This window comes from Bacillus sp. FSL M8-0277, assembly GCF_037975305.1.
Lineage (GTDB): Bacteria > Bacillota > Bacilli > Bacillales > Bacillaceae > Bacillus > Bacillus pumilus.
This window is the reverse complement of sequence record NZ_CP150255.1, coordinates 1,486,729-1,502,309: the sequence shown is the minus strand read 5'-3', so window position 1 is coordinate 1,502,309 and position 15,581 is coordinate 1,486,729. Positions and strand designations below refer to the sequence as shown.

Sequence of the window (15,581 nt, the reverse complement as noted above, 5' to 3'; positions counted from 1 at the left end):
CAAATGAGTGCGGCTACCCTCTGTTCATTCTTTATTATTCATCGTTTAAGTATAATCTGATCGTGGAGCCTTCTTTGACCTTTGTCCCAGCAGCAGGTGATTGCTTCACTACTTTACTGCCAGTTCCTGAGGCATCGATCTTTAGGTTGATCAAGAGGGATTCAAGATCTGAAACAGATCCTCCTACAAGATTCGGTACTTCAATGGTTTTTGTGTCCAGCCACTGATACTTCTTTTCAATTTGGCCTTTTCTTTTTTTTACACCCATCTCAGGCAGGCTATCTCGCATAATATGACCAACAATTGGTGCGGCAACGGTACCACCAAATTGAATGGTGCCTTTTGGGTTATCCACAGCTACATAGACTACGATACTTGGGTCATCTGCAGGCGCAAATCCGATAAACGACACAATGTGGTTATTCTCCATATACTTTCCGTCCTTTACCTTCTGTGCTGTTCCTGTTTTTCCGCCGACCCGATATCCTTCAACAAATGCATTTCGGCCAGTTCCTTGAGCGACTACACTTTCAAGTGCATACCTGATTTCTTTAGATGTCTCTGTTGAAATCACTTTCTTTTTGGCAATCGGTGATTGCTTTTTCACAACCTCTTTTGTGATTGGATCTATCCATTCTTTTGCAATATAAGGCGTGTAAAGTGTCCCACCATTTACTGCAGCTGCTACTGCAGCTACTTGCTGAATTGGCGTAACAGATACACCTTGACCAAAGGCGGTGGTCGCCTGCTCTACAGGACCTACACGATCAAGCGGGAACAAAATGCCCCGTCCTTCTCCTTGAAGGTCAATTCCGGTTTTTTGGCCAAATCCGAAATTTTTGATATAAGAAAATAATTTTTCTTTACCAAGACGGTCTCCTAGCTCTACAAAGCCAGGGTTACAGGAATTTTGAACTACTTCCAAGAATGACTGTGATCCGTGCCCGCCTTTTTTCCAGCACCTGAGTCTTGCACCATCAACTGTCACAGATCCGCTGTCAAAAAATGAATCGCGTTTTAAATTCACTTTCTTCTCTTCTAATGCTGCTGCAAGTGTAATAATTTTAAATGTCGAACCCGGCTCATATGTGCTCCACACCGGAAGATTTCGGTTAAACACTTTTGAGTCAACTGATTGATAGTCAGCTGGATCAAAATCTGGTCTGCTTGACATTCCTAGCACTTCACCATTTTTCGGATTCATCGCAATCGCAATCATACCATCTGGATTATACTTTGCCTGCGCGTTGTCTAATTCCCGTTCTATGATGGTTTGTACTTTTGCATCGACTGTTAATTTCATATCAAGACCATCTTTAGGCGGTGTATAATCGTCTGCTTCATCTGGCATTTTCTGCCCTTTTGCATCAGAATAAAACTTCACAGACCCTTTTTCGCCTTTTAGGTCATCGTCATAGTAGGCTTCAAGTCCAAGTAAGCCTTGATTATCGATTCCAGCAAAGCCCAGTACATGTGAAAGAAAGCTGCCAAACGGATAATGTCTGATGCTGTCTTCTGCTACATACACACCTTCTAAATCAAGCTCTCTTACTTCTTTTGCTTTTTCATGAGATACCTTTCTGCCCTCAGGAGAAATTCGTTCAATTGATGTTTTTTTCGTGACGTGCTTGTACGCTTTTTCTTCAGACATATTCAGCACAGCTGCCAATTTCTTACTTGTTTCTGCAGGATCTTTAATTTGCCGAGGGACGACCAAAATAGATGGAGCACTTTTGTTCGTCGCAAGCTCTACCCCATTCCGGTCCAAAATATCTCCTCGTTCCGGTTCGAATGGAAGGTTTCGGCTCCATGAATCTTTTGCTAAGCTTGTCAGCTTCTCACCCATAATAAACTGCACATATCCTAATCTAGTATCTATGATGAAAAAAATGATCACCCCAAACAACAGCACGAAAAGCAATCGTTTTCTCACTGTTACACTCGACACTCGCACGCCCGGTTCACTCCTTACATATGGCTTGTTTTCATCATATGCAGGTCCGTCCTTTTGTAGAACGCACCGTGATATTCTGCTGGAGCAAAAGAAAAAACCTAGCAAGTGATTTGCTAGGTTTACAGTTAATTTGGGCTTTTAAATGTCACAGTGACGACTTTGTCTGAAATCTCCGCTCCACTTTTGACACTTTGTTTCACAGCATATCCTTGTCCATTTGTTTCTATATGCACACCGGCAATCGAAGCATATTGAAGGACTTCTCTTCTGGACCAGCCTGTCATATCAGGCATCTTAATGGTTTTCCCTGCTGTTTTCAAGAAGACTTTCTGGCTTTCAGAGAATTCAGAGCCCGCACTCGGCCACTGGCGTTTAATGGACAGACCGTCGCCGATGACAACAGGTGTTAAGTGTTTATTTTTGACTTCTGTTTCTGCCTGCTTCACTTCTAAATCCAGGAATGAAGGCATCGTTTCTTGTTTCACTTTTTGTTCGCCTGATTTCTTATCGTCTGTTTTTGTTGGTGCAATATTTAAATATAGCAAACTATTTTTCATGACAGGGTTAAAGATTTGAGAAACCGGAGCTGACCCCGTTTCTGTTTCAGACAGCTGCGGCTGCTGGACAGCCACATAAACAAGTAGCTTCGGATCATCTTTTGGCGCCATTCCCATAAATGAAAAGACGTAATCGTTTCTTCCTTGGAGGTAACCGCCGGCACCGCCAATTTGTCCCGTTCCTGTTTTTCCAGCAACGTCGAAGCCTTTGATTTGATAAGGCTGACCTGTTCCAATTTTCGAGGAAACAACCTCACCTAAAATGTCACGAACTTGCTTCGCTGTATCAGATGAAATCGGTTTTCCTGCCGCTGTTGGTTCGTGCTGCAAAATCGTTTTGTTTGTGTTCGGGTCTGTAATATGGTCAATGACATATGGCTTCATCATTGTTCCGCCGTTTGCTATCGCAGTGGCTGCTTCGATTTGTTGAATCGGTGTGATGGCTGATGCTTGACCATAAGCTGTCGATGCTTTGTCATATTCATATCTATAATTGATTTTACTAGACGCTTCGTTCGGCAAGTCAATCCCCGTTTTGTCATAGAAATGGAACTTCTGCAAATATTGTTCGTAGCGTGTGAAGCCTAGTTTTTCTTTTGCAAGCTTTGCAAAGGCCACATTTGACGAGCGAAGAACTCCTTGATGAAAGTCAATTTTCCCCCAGCCATTTCCGTTGTTGTGGTCTCGCACAAGGCCGCCGCCTACTTTATAAGTACCAGATTGATATTTGTCATTGCCTTGGTAGACCCCTTCTTGGATCGCCGCAGCGAGGGTAAAGATCTTCATCGTTGAACCTGGTTCAAACGCATATGAAATCACATCATTGTTATAATTCGTAATGTCTAGTTCATTTAAATTAAAGCTTGGCCGCTGCCCCATCGCGAGAACCTTCCCAGTTTTCGGATCAACGACTGTGGCAATGATTTTCTTCGGCTTATACTTTTTGGCAACCTGCGTCATACTTTCTTCAAGAAACGCTTGAATTTTCTGATCGATGGTCAGCGTGACATTTTTCCCGTCTTTCGGGGCGACAATGTCTTCTTTACTATTCGGCAATGCCCATCCGCTTCTGTCACTGTTATATGTCACATAGCCGTCTTTTTCTTTTAAAAATTTGTTCAGTGCCTTCTCAAGTCCCATTGCACCTGACATGTCCTTTGTCGCCTCATTTAATCTGGCATAACCGATTAGGTTAGAAGCAAACATGCCGTTAGGATAATATCGCTTCGTGTCTTTTTCAAAAGCAACACCTGGAAGCTTTAGCTTTTCAATTTTTTCCTTCGTTGAAAAACTAATATCCTTCCCCGCTTTACCAAACTCCACTTGGAATGCATCTTTTGTATTGAGACGCTTTAAAATTTCGCTTTCACTCATATCGATGACTTTCGAGAGCTCTTTTGCCGTCTTTTCTTTATCGACGACATGCATTGGATGCTTAGGGTCCACTGTCATTTTCTTGCTCATGACCGCAATGAGCTTATACACAGATGTATCCTCAGCGATCACATTTCCATTCCGGTCTAAAATAGATCCTCTTTTTGCTTCAAGTGTTTTCTTCGATTGATATTGTTCATTTGCCTTGGCAGCTAATACTTGTCCATCAACCGTTCCTGTAATTTGAATATAGATAAAACGTGCTAGGATGATAAAGAAAAACAGGGCGAAGCAAATACTCGCAATTGCCGCGCCTCTGTTCATCATTTTATTCTTTTTAGGCATCGCCATGTTAATCGACCTTCTTAACATCTTTCGAAATAGTTAAGCCTGCTTTTTTTGCGGCATCAATGATTCTTTCTGGTTCACTCAGCAAGTCTTTTTCCTTTTGTAGCTCAGTGATCTTCTTCGATTCTAAAGATACTTGCTGTTCTAGCTTCTGCACTTCGATATTGGCGTGATAGACAGCAAAAGCTTTAGAAATGATGAGAATCGAGCTGCACATAAGAGCCATGACAAACATGACAAGTAAGATTTTTTCACCAAGTGTGATAGAACCTCTTCTTTTAATGACAACCGATTGGCCTTGCTGCTCTGTTTGATGGTGCTTCACTTCTCTTTGGTAAGCCAAATTACTCATAAGAAACCTCCTTTTTATCATCATCTATGGTGTCGTTTTACTTTTTTTCTGCAATTCGGAGCTTCGCTGAACGGGCACGGTTGTTATGTTCCAGCTCTTGTTCTGATGCAACGATCGGTTTTCTCGTGATCAGCTTCAGCTTTGGTTCAAGTCCTTCTGGAATCACTGGTAGTCCGTGCGGAAGTTCTGGAAGAGAAGACATTTCTCTAAATGTACTTTTACAAATCCGGTCTTCAAGTGAATGGAATGTAATGACAGAAATTCTCCCCTTCGGATTGAGTAACTCTATTGCTTGTTCTAGTGCTTCTTCAAATACTTTCAATTCATCATTTACGGCAATTCGGATCGCTTGAAACACTCTTTTCGCTGGATGTCCGCCAGTTCGTCTTGCAGGTGCCGGAATTCCTTCTTTGATAATGTCGACAAGCTCACCCGTTGTTTCAATTGGCGCTTTTTTTCTTGCTTCTTCAATTTTTCGTGCGATTTGCTTGCTGAACTTTTCTTCCCCATATTTGTAGAAAATCCGAACTAGATCTTCAAATGGCCATTCATTCACCACTTTTTTTGCCGACAATGCGGCTGATTGATCCATTCGCATGTCAAGAGGTGCATCATGGTGATAACTAAAGCCTCTCTCTGGTGTGTCGAGCTGAGGAGATGATACCCCAAGGTCAAAAATCACACCGTCTACGTTTGTAATACCTTGTTCATTCAGACGTTCTTTTAAATATCGGAAGTTGCTTTTTATGAAAAGAATGTTCGCTTTAGAATCCGCGAGCTTCTCTCGTGCATGATCCAGTGCAGCATCGTCTTGGTCAAATCCAATCAATGTTCCTTTTTCTGATAATTGAGATAGTAAATATGAGCTATGACCTGCTCCGCCTAGCGTGCAGTCCACATATGTACCGTCTTCTTTTACGTTTAAACCGTCAACTGTTTCTTTTAATAATACTGTCTCATGTTGAAACATGATGTTATGGTCCCACCTTTTTCAAATAGAAATGAATGTGTAGAAAGCTTGCTGCACAAGGGATTATTATATATCAAATCCAATCATGTTTTCAGCAATTTCAGCAAAAGAATCTTCTTGCTCTTCTGTATATTGTTCCCAGATCGACTTACTCCACAACTCAATTCGATTTGAAACGCCGATGACCACACATTCTTTTTCGAGTTTTGCATATTGGAGTAGGTTTGATGCGATGTTAATACGCCCCTGCTTGTCCAGATCGCATTCGACTGCGCCAGAGAAGAAGAACCGGGTAAACGCACGTGCATCTTTTTTCGTTAGCGGTAGTGCTTTGAGTTTCTCTTCGATTAGTTTCCACTCACTCATAGGGTAGCCAAATAAACATTGATCAAGCCCTCTCGTCAGCACAAACTGTTCTCCGAGACCGTCTCTAAATTTAGCAGGGATGATCATGCGCCCTTTTGTATCAATCGTATGTTGGTATTCACCCATGAACATGATAATCAGAGCCCCACTTTCTCACCCATACTCTCCACTATCCACCACTTCTCTCCACAAAACTTATTCTACACTGTTTCTACATAAAAAAAAACCCTGAACTAGTCAGGGTTCATTAAAACTTTATTTCAAAGTTTGACAATTTGTTGCTTGTTTTGAAATGAAAATGGCATATTTTTGAATGTTTTGAAGAATTCTGGACCATATTTGTTTAAAAAGTACATGATATTCCAAATTCTTTCTTGCGGAGCATCTAGTGGTTTTAAACTATTTTCAATCCGTTCAAAGTCCCGAAGGATATATCCTTCCTTCTCTTCCACACGCTGCGCAACCTTTTGATAAACAAATTGAAGCTGGTCTTCAATAAATTTGGCATTTTTATCTAGCAGCTGCTCGAAGTTTGGTTCAATCTCCAGTGCTTCTTGTCTCATCACGTCATGAGCATTTGCTAATTCACGTTTGGCGTGTTGAACCGCTTGAACAAAGCTGTCTGGAAGACTTTGCTGAAAGTGCGCTTCTTTCTTTTCTTTCACTCCATTTGTCAGCACTTCTTCTACCGACAGTTCTCTAACTGACAGTTTCTTGTCGATGTGCCTTTCAAGAAGGGTTACATGCAGTCTCGGAAGAACAGGCGCCATCTTTAATTTAAAATGCTCAAAGATTCCTTTCAGTTCTCCCCAATAGTTAACCTCACCGTGTCCTGCCATAAAGGCAAGTGTCGGGAGAAGGGTTTCCTGCATCAAGGGACGTGTCACCACATTGTTGCTAAACCGTTCTGGGTGCTCCTCCACTTCCTGCAAAAGCTCTTCCTTCGTCCACGTAAGCCCCACTTCTGATATAGAAAACCGGCCGTTCTCTTTTTCAATCAGGAAACGTTCCTCATCATATTCGTAAAACAGATTCGCCTGATTGTCACCAGCTTCAATAATTGGCTGATATCCTGCTCGTTTCATAGCAGCCTGTGATTCATTTAAGCGAGCAGTAACTGCATCATTTGTCTCGACAATGTGCTTGAATAACGGACGCTCGAGTGGTTTGACACCTAAGTCACCTGAATTAAATAAAAGCAGTCCATCCTCTTCAAAGAGGTCACATACAATCCATTCAAAGAAATCAGTAAACGTTTGTGATTTGCGTAAACATCGAAGAAGCTGATCAAACAAGTCATTGGTGTATGCAGATTCTTCATACGTTGAAAACACATCACGGAGCCATGTCTCGGTTTTTTCTTGATCAAGCGGGATTCTTTTCGCAGCCGCTTTTTTGACGTTATGTAATGACAGCTTTTGTTTCACTGGCCCTTTTTCGCCAGATGTGTACACAAAATTAATTTCATCTACGTCATGATCCTCACCGGCTACCCAAAAGACCGGAATCACCGGGACGCCAAGCTCTGTTTCTTTTTCTTTTGCAAACTGAATGATGGATATGATTTTATGTATGGTATAAAGCGGTCCTGTTAATAGACCAGCCTGCTGTCCTCCGACCACCATGACACTCCGTTCATCACGGATCTTTTCAATGTTCTGGCGCATCGCTTTCGATTCAAACTTTGCGTGGTACGCGCTCATATAATCCGCTAAAGCCTCGCGCGGGAAGCTCATTTCCATGAGATCGTCGTATCTCTTTTTCCATGTGTGCTCAGAATGTATATCATAATCAAAAAAAGTCGTCATCTCTTTTTTTTCTTCTATATAATCACGTATGAATAAATTCTGACTTCGGATGGAAAGTTCAGTCAATTGCATGTTTAGAACTTCCTTTCTTCAATAAATAGTTAGTTTCCCGAAAAAAGTATAGCATGTAAATGAGCTCACTCAAAAGATTTTGTTTGCTTTTTTTCCAATACTTCCAAGCTTCGATCAAAGAAAGTGAGATGTGGCGCCGCAACGCTGTGAGCTTGAGCCTTTTTTAAAAGATAGCCAAGGATGGCTTTTCTTTCGGTTTGGCGGCCTTTCACTATATCTTGAAGCATAGACGACTGATTCTCAGCCGTTTTCTCACAAACAGAGACTACATAAGACCAGAGCTGCTCTTTTTCAGGTAAGCTCAAGATGGAAACTGCTTCTTCAAATGCACATTTCATCATGTATTCATATGAAGGGTTTGCGATCAATTCCCCGTTTCTCACATGCAGCAAAGCCGTGAGTGGATTAATACAGACATTGACAAGCAGTTTTTCCTCCAGCACCTTTTTCCATTCATCCGTATAGATCATCTGAAAATGAGATGATGTCTCATTCAATGCTTTTTTTATATCAGCTGCTTCCTCATGCTGAAATGCCCCCCACTTGATGACACCGATACCTGTATGGTTCACTGCATGATCTGACATCTTCATAGCTCCGTGCTCTACCACACCTATGTATAATGAATGTCCCGTTTTCCAATTCTCCAAATCTAATAAGTGAGCCATTCCGTTCTGTAAGAATAAGATACGATGAGGAGGTAATGTCGATAGTTCACCAAGTACATCTTGCAAATGATGATATTTCACTGTCACGATGAGCAAATCAAATTCTCCTGTTATTCCTGTCTGTGCATGAACAGCCACCTGGCATGTTTCTCCTTTTACTGTTCGCTCAATGCCTACTGCTCGAATCTCTTCTGCCTGTTCGTTTCTTCTTGTAAAGACTGTGACGTCATGATGCTGTGATAAATAACTAGCACAAAGCAGACCAATCGCACCGCCGCCAATGATTCCAATATTCAACTGCCGCACATCCCTTTTTCGTTTACTTCATGATATCAACTATTTTAACAGGTTCATGTCGTGATGCAAAAAGCAGATGGCGCGCTATGATTGAATTTTTTTAATTTAAAAACTATAATAATAAGTGTAAAAACTTTTTGAGGCGGGTGGGATGAAAACGCCTTCAATGACATCACTGTCGACATTATGTGTGTAAGGGGGAAGATCATATGGCACAAGTAAAACGACTTCTAATTAATTACAAAACGTTAGAGGAATTTAAACAATTTAAGGAATACGGCATACAAGAGCTATCCATGCTCGAAGACCTTGAAAGCAATATGATTGAAAATGACAGCAACTCTCCATTTTATGGGATTTATTTTGGAGATAAGCTAGTGGCACGTATGAGCCTTTATCAAGTGGACGGCTCAACGACAACGTATTTTAACCACAACCATGATTATTTAGAGCTGTGGAAGCTGGAAGTGCTTCCTGGGTATCAGCGCAAAGGGTACGGCGAAGCACTTGTTGAATTCGCTAAATCGTTCGGATTGCCAATTCGGACCAATCCGCGCGTCAAATCTGCTGGTTTTTGGGATAAAATGGGCTTTGAAGCAGTCAAATATGATATGGAGCGCGATAAGGGTGAAAATCCACTCATCTGGGAGCCCGCACATATTCAAAAAAATACAGGTGAATCCGCTTAAAGGCTGATCACAAAACGCCCCTCCTTTCTCTGTGAGGGGCGTCTCTTTATTTAGCATATTCTTTTAAGCTGATATTCTGTTTGACTCTTTCAACAATACCTATGAGTGCCCGGTAATCTTCTTCTGTCATTTTTAATTGCCGCTTTAAGTGTTCATTTTCTTCTGTAAGTGACTTCAATTGATGCTGTGCATCTGCCAGTTCTTCGCGTAAATGAGTAGGTCCATCAGGTTCATTTTCAAGCTGCTCTAAAAACTGAATCACTTCTCGAAGGGTCAATTCAGCCTGATTTGAAGTAGTCTTCTCTTCTATGGTTAACGCATGCTGTGGTAAACCAGAGGAATGAATACCTATTTTTTTGCGCAATTCTTTCCGCTGTTTTTTTGCCAGCTCTATGCCTGCCTGATATTGTTTTCTAACGTATGAGTTCCACCTGAAACCACATGCTGCCGCTGTTCTTGACAATGCTTTCCCGACTTCCTCAAATGCGGAAAGCTGCGTTCCTCCGTCTCGAATGTGCCTTAAGACAACTTCTGCTAAAAGTAAATCTTCATCCTGTGTCCATGCGTCCTGCCTTGTAATTGTCAATTGATCATCCCCCCTGAATCTGAATACCACATCATATGCGCCTACTAGAGTAGATAGACTATTTGCAGGAGAGAATCCTAAAAAATAGACAAATAAAAAAACGCAAGGGAAGAATTCCCTCACGTTTTTTTATCAAGCATTAGTTGCTTTTTACGTCTTTGCCTTTGTATGTTCCGCAAGATTTGCAGACACGATGAGAAATTTTCATTTCACCGCATTCTGGGCAAGCTACCATACCAGGTACTTGTAGTTTGAAATGCGTACGACGCAATCTTTTTTTCATTTTAGAAGTTCTTCTAAAAGGTACAGCCATTATTCCCACCTCCTTAAAGAGTTAAGTTAAGATTCATTATTTTCTTCTAAGAGCTTCTTCAAGCCTTCCAGACGCGGATCAATTCGGTTTTGATGTGCATCTTCCGAAATGACCGCCCAGTCATTCCCTTCTTGTGGTGCAGCACCTTTTACGTCCGTTTGTTCGCAAAAGATTTGCATCGGCACTTCAAGAAGAATTTCTTCCTTGACTAAAGGCGTTAAGTCGATGATGTCGTCTTCTACAATAGAAACGTCTTCATCTTCTATGTCGTCTGTCTTATGAAGTACAAATAGTTCTTTCGTTGAAATCGCAAATGGATAATTTACATCAACAAGCGTTCTTGAACAAGGCAATGTCATTTCACCTGTGATGGTTAAATCAAATGCGACTTGCTTTGATTCGATCACTCCAGTCCCTTTCACCTCTACCGGTGAAATGCGACGTATATCTGAATGAAGGCTAGTAAGTTCATTTAAGTCAACCGTCTCATGAAAATCGAAGCTGTTTTTAGCTTTTTGATGTAACTGATAAACTGTCCATTTCAATTGTATCACCTCTAAGAGCAACAAACATGATTATAGCTTTCCTCATGTTATTTGTCAATATTTTTTCTTTACAGTCCTTTGTGATGTCAGAGCGTTGTTTGACATCAGTTCTCGGAATGCCTACACTGAAAAAAATGGGCTTCATTTTTCCCTTATGCTACTGTAGCATAGACCATTTAACCATAGCAAGAAAGGCGGAACATCTATTGAAAGCAACAGGAGTCGTTGTCGAGTATAATCCATTTCATTATGGACATGCCTATCATGTTCGTCAGGCGAAAACACATACCTCCTCAGATGTTGCCATTGCCGTCATGAGCGGTTCCTTCCTCCAGCGCGGTGAGCCTGCCATCGTCTCAAAATGGGCGCGGACAAAAATGGCACTGCAAAACGGTGTAGACATTGTGTGTGAGCTTCCATACATATACGCAGTGCAAAAGGCAGAAACCTTTGCAAACGGTGCTGTGGCGATTCTAGATGCTTTAAAATGCCGCTCCCTTTTTTTCGGCAGCGAGGATGGTGACATCAAAGCATTCGAGCGAACAGCTCGTGCTTGGCATGAGAAAAAAGAAGAAATTGACCTTTTCACAAAAGGAAAAGTAAAAGAGGGCCTTAGTTATCCAGCTGCTGCTTCTGCTGCGTTTCAAGAGGTGATTGATCCTAAGCACTTACTGGATCTGTCTCTGCCCAATAACATTTTAGGTTTCCATTATGTCAAAGCCATCTTGGAGAGATCCCCTCACATGCAGCCCTTTACCTCTCAAAGGATTTCATCTGGTTATCATGATGAAGAACTACCTGAAAATCAGAAAATCGCAAGCGCAACAAGTATACGAAAAGCGTTAAAAGATCATGGTACATTTGAAACAGTCGCCCCTTATCTCCCAGAAGCTACGCTCAAGCAATTACATGACTATCATTCTTCATATGGTCTTCTACATACACAAGAAGCCTACTTTAGCTTCTTAAAACACGTTTTTCACACAATGGATACGGCAGAACTAGAAGGCATCTATGAAATCGAAGAAGGCATCGAACACCGCATGCAAAAGGCGATTACACATGCGTCCTCCTACGAGGAATATCTATCACTTGTGAAAACAAAACGCTATACGTGGACGAGGCTGCAACGGATGAACACACATCTCTTAATGAGGGTGAAAAAGAGTGCCATGCATGAGCTGCTGAAAGAGAAAAAAGCGCCTTATATTCGTTTACTTGGTATGTCAAAGAAAGGGCAGCAATACTTATCTCTTGTGAAAAAAGAATTGGACGTGCCGCTCGTCAGTAAGCTGTCTGCCTTTTCACATCCCGCACTTGATCTTGATATTCGCGCATCCCGCGTCTTCAGCCTGCCCGTTAGTGAGCCGATGCAAACGAACTTAACGGAAGCGGAATTTAAAACCTCACCGATCCGATATGATGAAGAGACTGGTCTCTTCCAGTCTTAGCAAAAAAAGCAGCCTTGCGGAAGGCTGCTCTTTTTTGATTAAGATGCTTTCTCTTTTAATTTGTTTAAATAGTTCAGGGCATCTTGCATTGTATCTACAGGCACAATTTTCATATCACTTTTAATATCTTTCGCTGTTTTGACAGCATTTCTATAGTCTGAATTTGGATCACCTTTATCATTCGGTGCAAAGAATATATCTTTTCCTGCTTTATCTGCCGCCACGACCTTTTGATCGATTCCGCCAATTGGACCGACCGTTCCATCGGCGTCAATCGTTCCCGTTCCTGCAATCGCATAGCCATGTGTTTCGTCTTCTTTTGTCAGCTGGTTATAAATTTCAAGTGACATCATAAGACCTGCTGATGGGCCGCCGATATTTTCGATATCCACCTTAATAGAAGGTGAGACTTTCACATTTCGGTCTGTAAATAATGATACGCCAATTCCAACTCGATTCGGCTCTTCTTTAAATGGTTTTAACGTCACTTTCTCCGTCATGTCTTTGCCATTTCGTTCAAGGACAAAACGGACAGATGTACCTGCTTTTTTGCTGCTGATATACGAAACCATTTTATCAGCAGAATCATAGGTCTTGCCATCAACGCTTTTAATTCGGTCGCCCACTTCAATTTTGCCGTAAGCAGGCATTCCTTTCATCACGTAGCTTGCATATACGCCGTTAAACGTATAATCTACTTTTTTACCTGCTTTTGTATATGCTGCAATCATGGCATTTTCTTGCGAGCTTTTCATCAGCTGAAGCTGCCGTTTCATATAATCTTGATCCGACTCCCCGTCCGCTTTAATATTTTCTTCTGGGACGATTTCATCATATTTATTCATTTTCGCAAGCAAATACGTATACGGATTGGCTGGACCTACTTTAATTGTCATAAGAGAGAAGCTGCCCTTCTCGCCATATCCGCCGTCTACTTGAATGTGGGGAGCAATCTCGGTTGCATCACCCGGCTTTGTCACGTAATATGGCAGTTTGACAAAGGTTAAGCCACATAATACAAGGATAACGACAAAAAAGCTGAGCCAGCGAATATTTAATTTTTTCATTCGATTAACACTCCCATTTATCAATGACATCTTTCAGTGTACCTGTTAGTTGATCTGCGGCAAGCTCACCTGCTTCAATCATCTCCTGCACCTGCACGAACGCACTCGAGCTAAATGTTTCAAGCCTCGGCCGGATCATGACATCAGCGTGAATGGTTTGATGACGGACCAATTCATTTTGAAGGATGTCCAAACTTTGCATAATCACATCCGATAATCTCGTCGCCTTTTCTGTTTTTTTCACCCTTGATACATCAGAGGCGATAATGAGGTCTGCGCCCATATCTTTTAAAACAGACACAGGAATGCGGTCCACAACCGCTCCATCCACTAGCTGTCTGCCGCCCATTTCATGAGGAACAAACACGCCCGGAATGCTGATGCTTGCTCTGACTGCTTGTGAGACAGACCCTTTTTTAAACACGACCTTCTCCCCTGTCTCGAGGTCACAGGCAACCACTGCAAGGGGCATTTTTAATTCTTCGAATTTTTTCCCATATGTAAACGTGTGAATCAGCTGCAAAATTCGATTTCCTTTTAAAAGACCGATTTTTGGCAGTGTATAGTCAGCATAATACTTTTTTCTGAAGACAAGTGCAAGTTTTTTCATTTTTTCTACGTCCTGTCCTGCCGCATAAAAGCTCCCAACAAGTGCGCCAATACTGCTGCCAGCAATCATATCTACCTGAATACCTTGTTTCTCAAGACTAGATAAAACTCCGATATGTGCCATTCCCCTCGCACCCCCAGAGCCTAACGCAAGCCCGATGACTGGTCGCCTCATGAAAATCCACCCTCCTCTTTTCTATGCATATATACGAATCTATTGGTCTAAACATGCCCCTTCTGCTCGTATAGTAATAGAAGACAGGCTCGGCTAGTTTCTTTCTTTTTTGATCACGAGCTCGCCAATAGATCATAACGGCAAGGGGCGAAATCTCCATGAAAAAATGGAACACTCTGTTCATCGCTGCTTTTTTTATCTTTTTAACAGCCACTGTGATTACACATCCACAAGCCTCTTTGCAAGCGTCTAAAAATGGACTTGCAATGTGGTGGGAGGTTGTATTTCCATCATTGCTTCCTTTTTTTATTTTGTCCGAGCTATTAATTAGTTTCGGGATTGTCAGATTTGTCGGGGTATTATTAGAGCCATTTATGCGCCCCATCTTTCGAGTGCCTGGTGTAGGCGGATTTGTCCTAGCGATGGGAATGGCATCAGGCTTTCCTTCTGGTGCGAAATTAACCACAAGACTCAGGCAAGAAGGACAACTGACACAAATCGAAGCAGAGCGCCTCGTTTCTTTTACAAATTCATCGAACCCATTGTTTATTTTCGGTGCGGTGGCTGTTGGTTTTTTTCATCATCCAGCTTTAGGAATTGTTTTGGCCTGCGCACATTATTTAGGGAATCTCGCTGTTGGGGTGACGATGCGAGGATATAAAGCACGGCATGATGCACATCTGAGAAGCCGTAAGCAAATTTTATTCCCACCGTTTCAAGAGGCATTCAGCGCTCTTCATACAGCAAGACTCGCAGAGAAAAGACCGCTCGGCCAAATTTTAAGTGATGCGGTCATGTCATCAGTCCAAACACTCTTTATGATTGGCGGCTTTATTATCTTATTTTCTGTGTTTAGCAAAATGCTGTCAGTTGTTCATGTGACTGATCTCTTATCCATAGGGGTCGGATATATGCTCCAAACGATGCATCTTCCGCCAGAATTAGATCTTGCGATGATTGCCGGTTTATTTGAAATCACATTAGGAAGTCAGCTGACAGGGTCACAGGAAGTCACCCTTCTTGCTAAAACGATTGTCGTCAGCTTTATATTAGGATTCAGCGGGTTTTCTGTTCAAGCTCAGGTCGCTGGCATTCTGGCGGCAACAGATATACGCTTTAAACCGTTTTTCTTCGCTCGTTTGCTTCACGGGATTTATGCAGCTGTTTTTGCCTTCTTATTGTTCAAGCCTCTTTATGTCTCTCGATCTGACATGGCTCTCCCAGCAGGTGCCTTTGAAGCAAGCCAGCAGGTCGTCATGTACAGCAGTGTGCTTTGGAATCAGCTTGTGACAGCTGGCCCTTTGATCACGCTATGCAGCTTGATCTTGTATACGGCGCTATACTATCAGAAATTAAAAAAAGGATGAGTGCACAGTGCAC

General features: G+C 42.0%; 15 protein-coding genes. 3 read left to right on the top strand and 12 right to left on the bottom strand.

The genetic code is table 11. The features are described from left to right. Positions 1-34 precede the first annotated feature (34 nt). The 7 genes from MKZ05_RS07440 to MKZ05_RS07410 all read right to left on the bottom strand — a co-directional run bounded on the left by MKZ05_RS07440 (position 35) and on the right by MKZ05_RS07410 (position 8,766). Positions 35-1,954 (bottom strand): stage V sporulation protein D, encoded by a 1,920-nt coding sequence (locus MKZ05_RS07440; protein WP_339162035.1) that lies wholly within the window; start codon positions 1,952-1,954, stop codon positions 35-37. A 125-nt stretch (positions 1,955-2,079) separates the two neighbouring features. Beyond that, positions 2,080-4,230, bottom strand: coding sequence for a penicillin-binding protein (locus MKZ05_RS07435; protein WP_034620042.1), 2,151 nt, complete (start codon positions 4,228-4,230; stop codon positions 2,080-2,082). A 7-nt stretch (positions 4,231-4,237) separates the two neighbouring features. Continuing rightward, positions 4,238-4,585, bottom strand: a complete 348-nt coding sequence (gene ftsL / locus MKZ05_RS07430) for a cell division protein FtsL (RefSeq protein WP_106029731.1) — start codon at positions 4,583-4,585, stop codon at positions 4,238-4,240. 37 nt (positions 4,586-4,622) lie between these two features. Then, complete coding sequence (gene rsmH, locus MKZ05_RS07425) at positions 4,623-5,555, bottom strand: 16S rRNA (cytosine(1402)-N(4))-methyltransferase RsmH (RefSeq protein ID WP_127686901.1); 933 nt, start codon at positions 5,553-5,555, stop codon at positions 4,623-4,625. A gap of 66 nt (positions 5,556-5,621) precedes the next feature. Then, on the bottom strand, positions 5,622-6,053 hold the full coding sequence (gene mraZ, locus MKZ05_RS07420) for a division/cell wall cluster transcriptional repressor MraZ (RefSeq protein WP_003211163.1): 432 nt from the start codon (positions 6,051-6,053) through the stop codon (positions 5,622-5,624). 128 nt (positions 6,054-6,181) lie between these two features. Next, positions 6,182-7,801 carry a bacillithiol biosynthesis cysteine-adding enzyme BshC gene (gene bshC / locus MKZ05_RS07415; protein WP_339162032.1) on the bottom strand — a complete coding sequence of 540 codons (1,620 nt, stop codon included), beginning with the start codon at positions 7,799-7,801 and terminating at the stop codon, positions 6,182-6,184. Between the two features lie 65 nt (positions 7,802-7,866). Next, positions 7,867-8,766: a 2-dehydropantoate 2-reductase gene (locus MKZ05_RS07410; RefSeq protein WP_339162030.1), complete on the bottom strand. Its 900-nt coding sequence runs from the start codon at positions 8,764-8,766 to the stop codon at positions 7,867-7,869. Between the two features lie 209 nt (positions 8,767-8,975). Between MKZ05_RS07410 and MKZ05_RS07405 the strand changes: the two genes are divergently transcribed. After that, complete coding sequence (locus MKZ05_RS07405) at positions 8,976-9,455, top strand: N-acetyltransferase (RefSeq protein WP_003211702.1); 480 nt, start codon at positions 8,976-8,978, stop codon at positions 9,453-9,455. Positions 9,456-9,501: 46 nt separating this feature from the next. Here MKZ05_RS07405 and gerR read toward each other — a convergent pair whose 3' ends face one another. The 3 genes from gerR to MKZ05_RS07390 all read right to left on the bottom strand — a co-directional run bounded on the left by gerR (position 9,502) and on the right by MKZ05_RS07390 (position 10,899). Continuing rightward, complete coding sequence (gene gerR / locus MKZ05_RS07400; protein ID WP_339162028.1) at positions 9,502-10,041, bottom strand: sporulation-specific transcriptional regulator GerR; 540 nt, start codon at positions 10,039-10,041, stop codon at positions 9,502-9,504. Between the two features lie 139 nt (positions 10,042-10,180). Then, on the bottom strand, positions 10,181-10,354 hold the full coding sequence (gene rpmF, locus MKZ05_RS07395) for a 50S ribosomal protein L32 (protein ID WP_008354700.1): 174 nt from the start codon (positions 10,352-10,354) through the stop codon (positions 10,181-10,183). Between the two features lie 26 nt (positions 10,355-10,380). Then, the gene (locus MKZ05_RS07390; RefSeq protein WP_106065236.1) at positions 10,381-10,899 is read right to left on the bottom strand and encodes a DUF177 domain-containing protein; all 519 of its coding nucleotides are present in this window, start codon (positions 10,897-10,899) and stop codon (positions 10,381-10,383) included. 206 nt (positions 10,900-11,105) lie between these two features. On the opposite strand from MKZ05_RS07390, the gene MKZ05_RS07385 reads away from it, so the two are divergent. Next, a complete protein-coding gene (locus tag MKZ05_RS07385) occupies positions 11,106-12,350 on the top strand; it encodes a nucleotidyltransferase (RefSeq protein ID WP_327840628.1) in 1,245 nt (414 codons plus the stop codon). A 38-nt stretch (positions 12,351-12,388) separates the two neighbouring features. Here MKZ05_RS07385 and MKZ05_RS07380 read toward each other — a convergent pair whose 3' ends face one another. Then, on the bottom strand, positions 12,389-13,417 hold the full coding sequence (locus MKZ05_RS07380) for a SepM family pheromone-processing serine protease (protein ID WP_050945105.1): 1,029 nt from the start codon (positions 13,415-13,417) through the stop codon (positions 12,389-12,391). A 4-nt stretch (positions 13,418-13,421) separates the two neighbouring features. Then, a complete protein-coding gene (locus MKZ05_RS07375; protein WP_050945106.1) occupies positions 13,422-14,201 on the bottom strand; it encodes a patatin-like phospholipase family protein in 780 nt (259 codons plus the stop codon). Between the two features lie 158 nt (positions 14,202-14,359). On the opposite strand from MKZ05_RS07375, the gene ylbJ reads away from it, so the two are divergent. Next, positions 14,360-15,568, top strand: coding sequence for a sporulation integral membrane protein YlbJ (ylbJ, locus tag MKZ05_RS07370; RefSeq protein WP_310023622.1), 1,209 nt, complete (start codon positions 14,360-14,362; stop codon positions 15,566-15,568). Positions 15,569-15,581 lie beyond the last annotated feature (13 nt).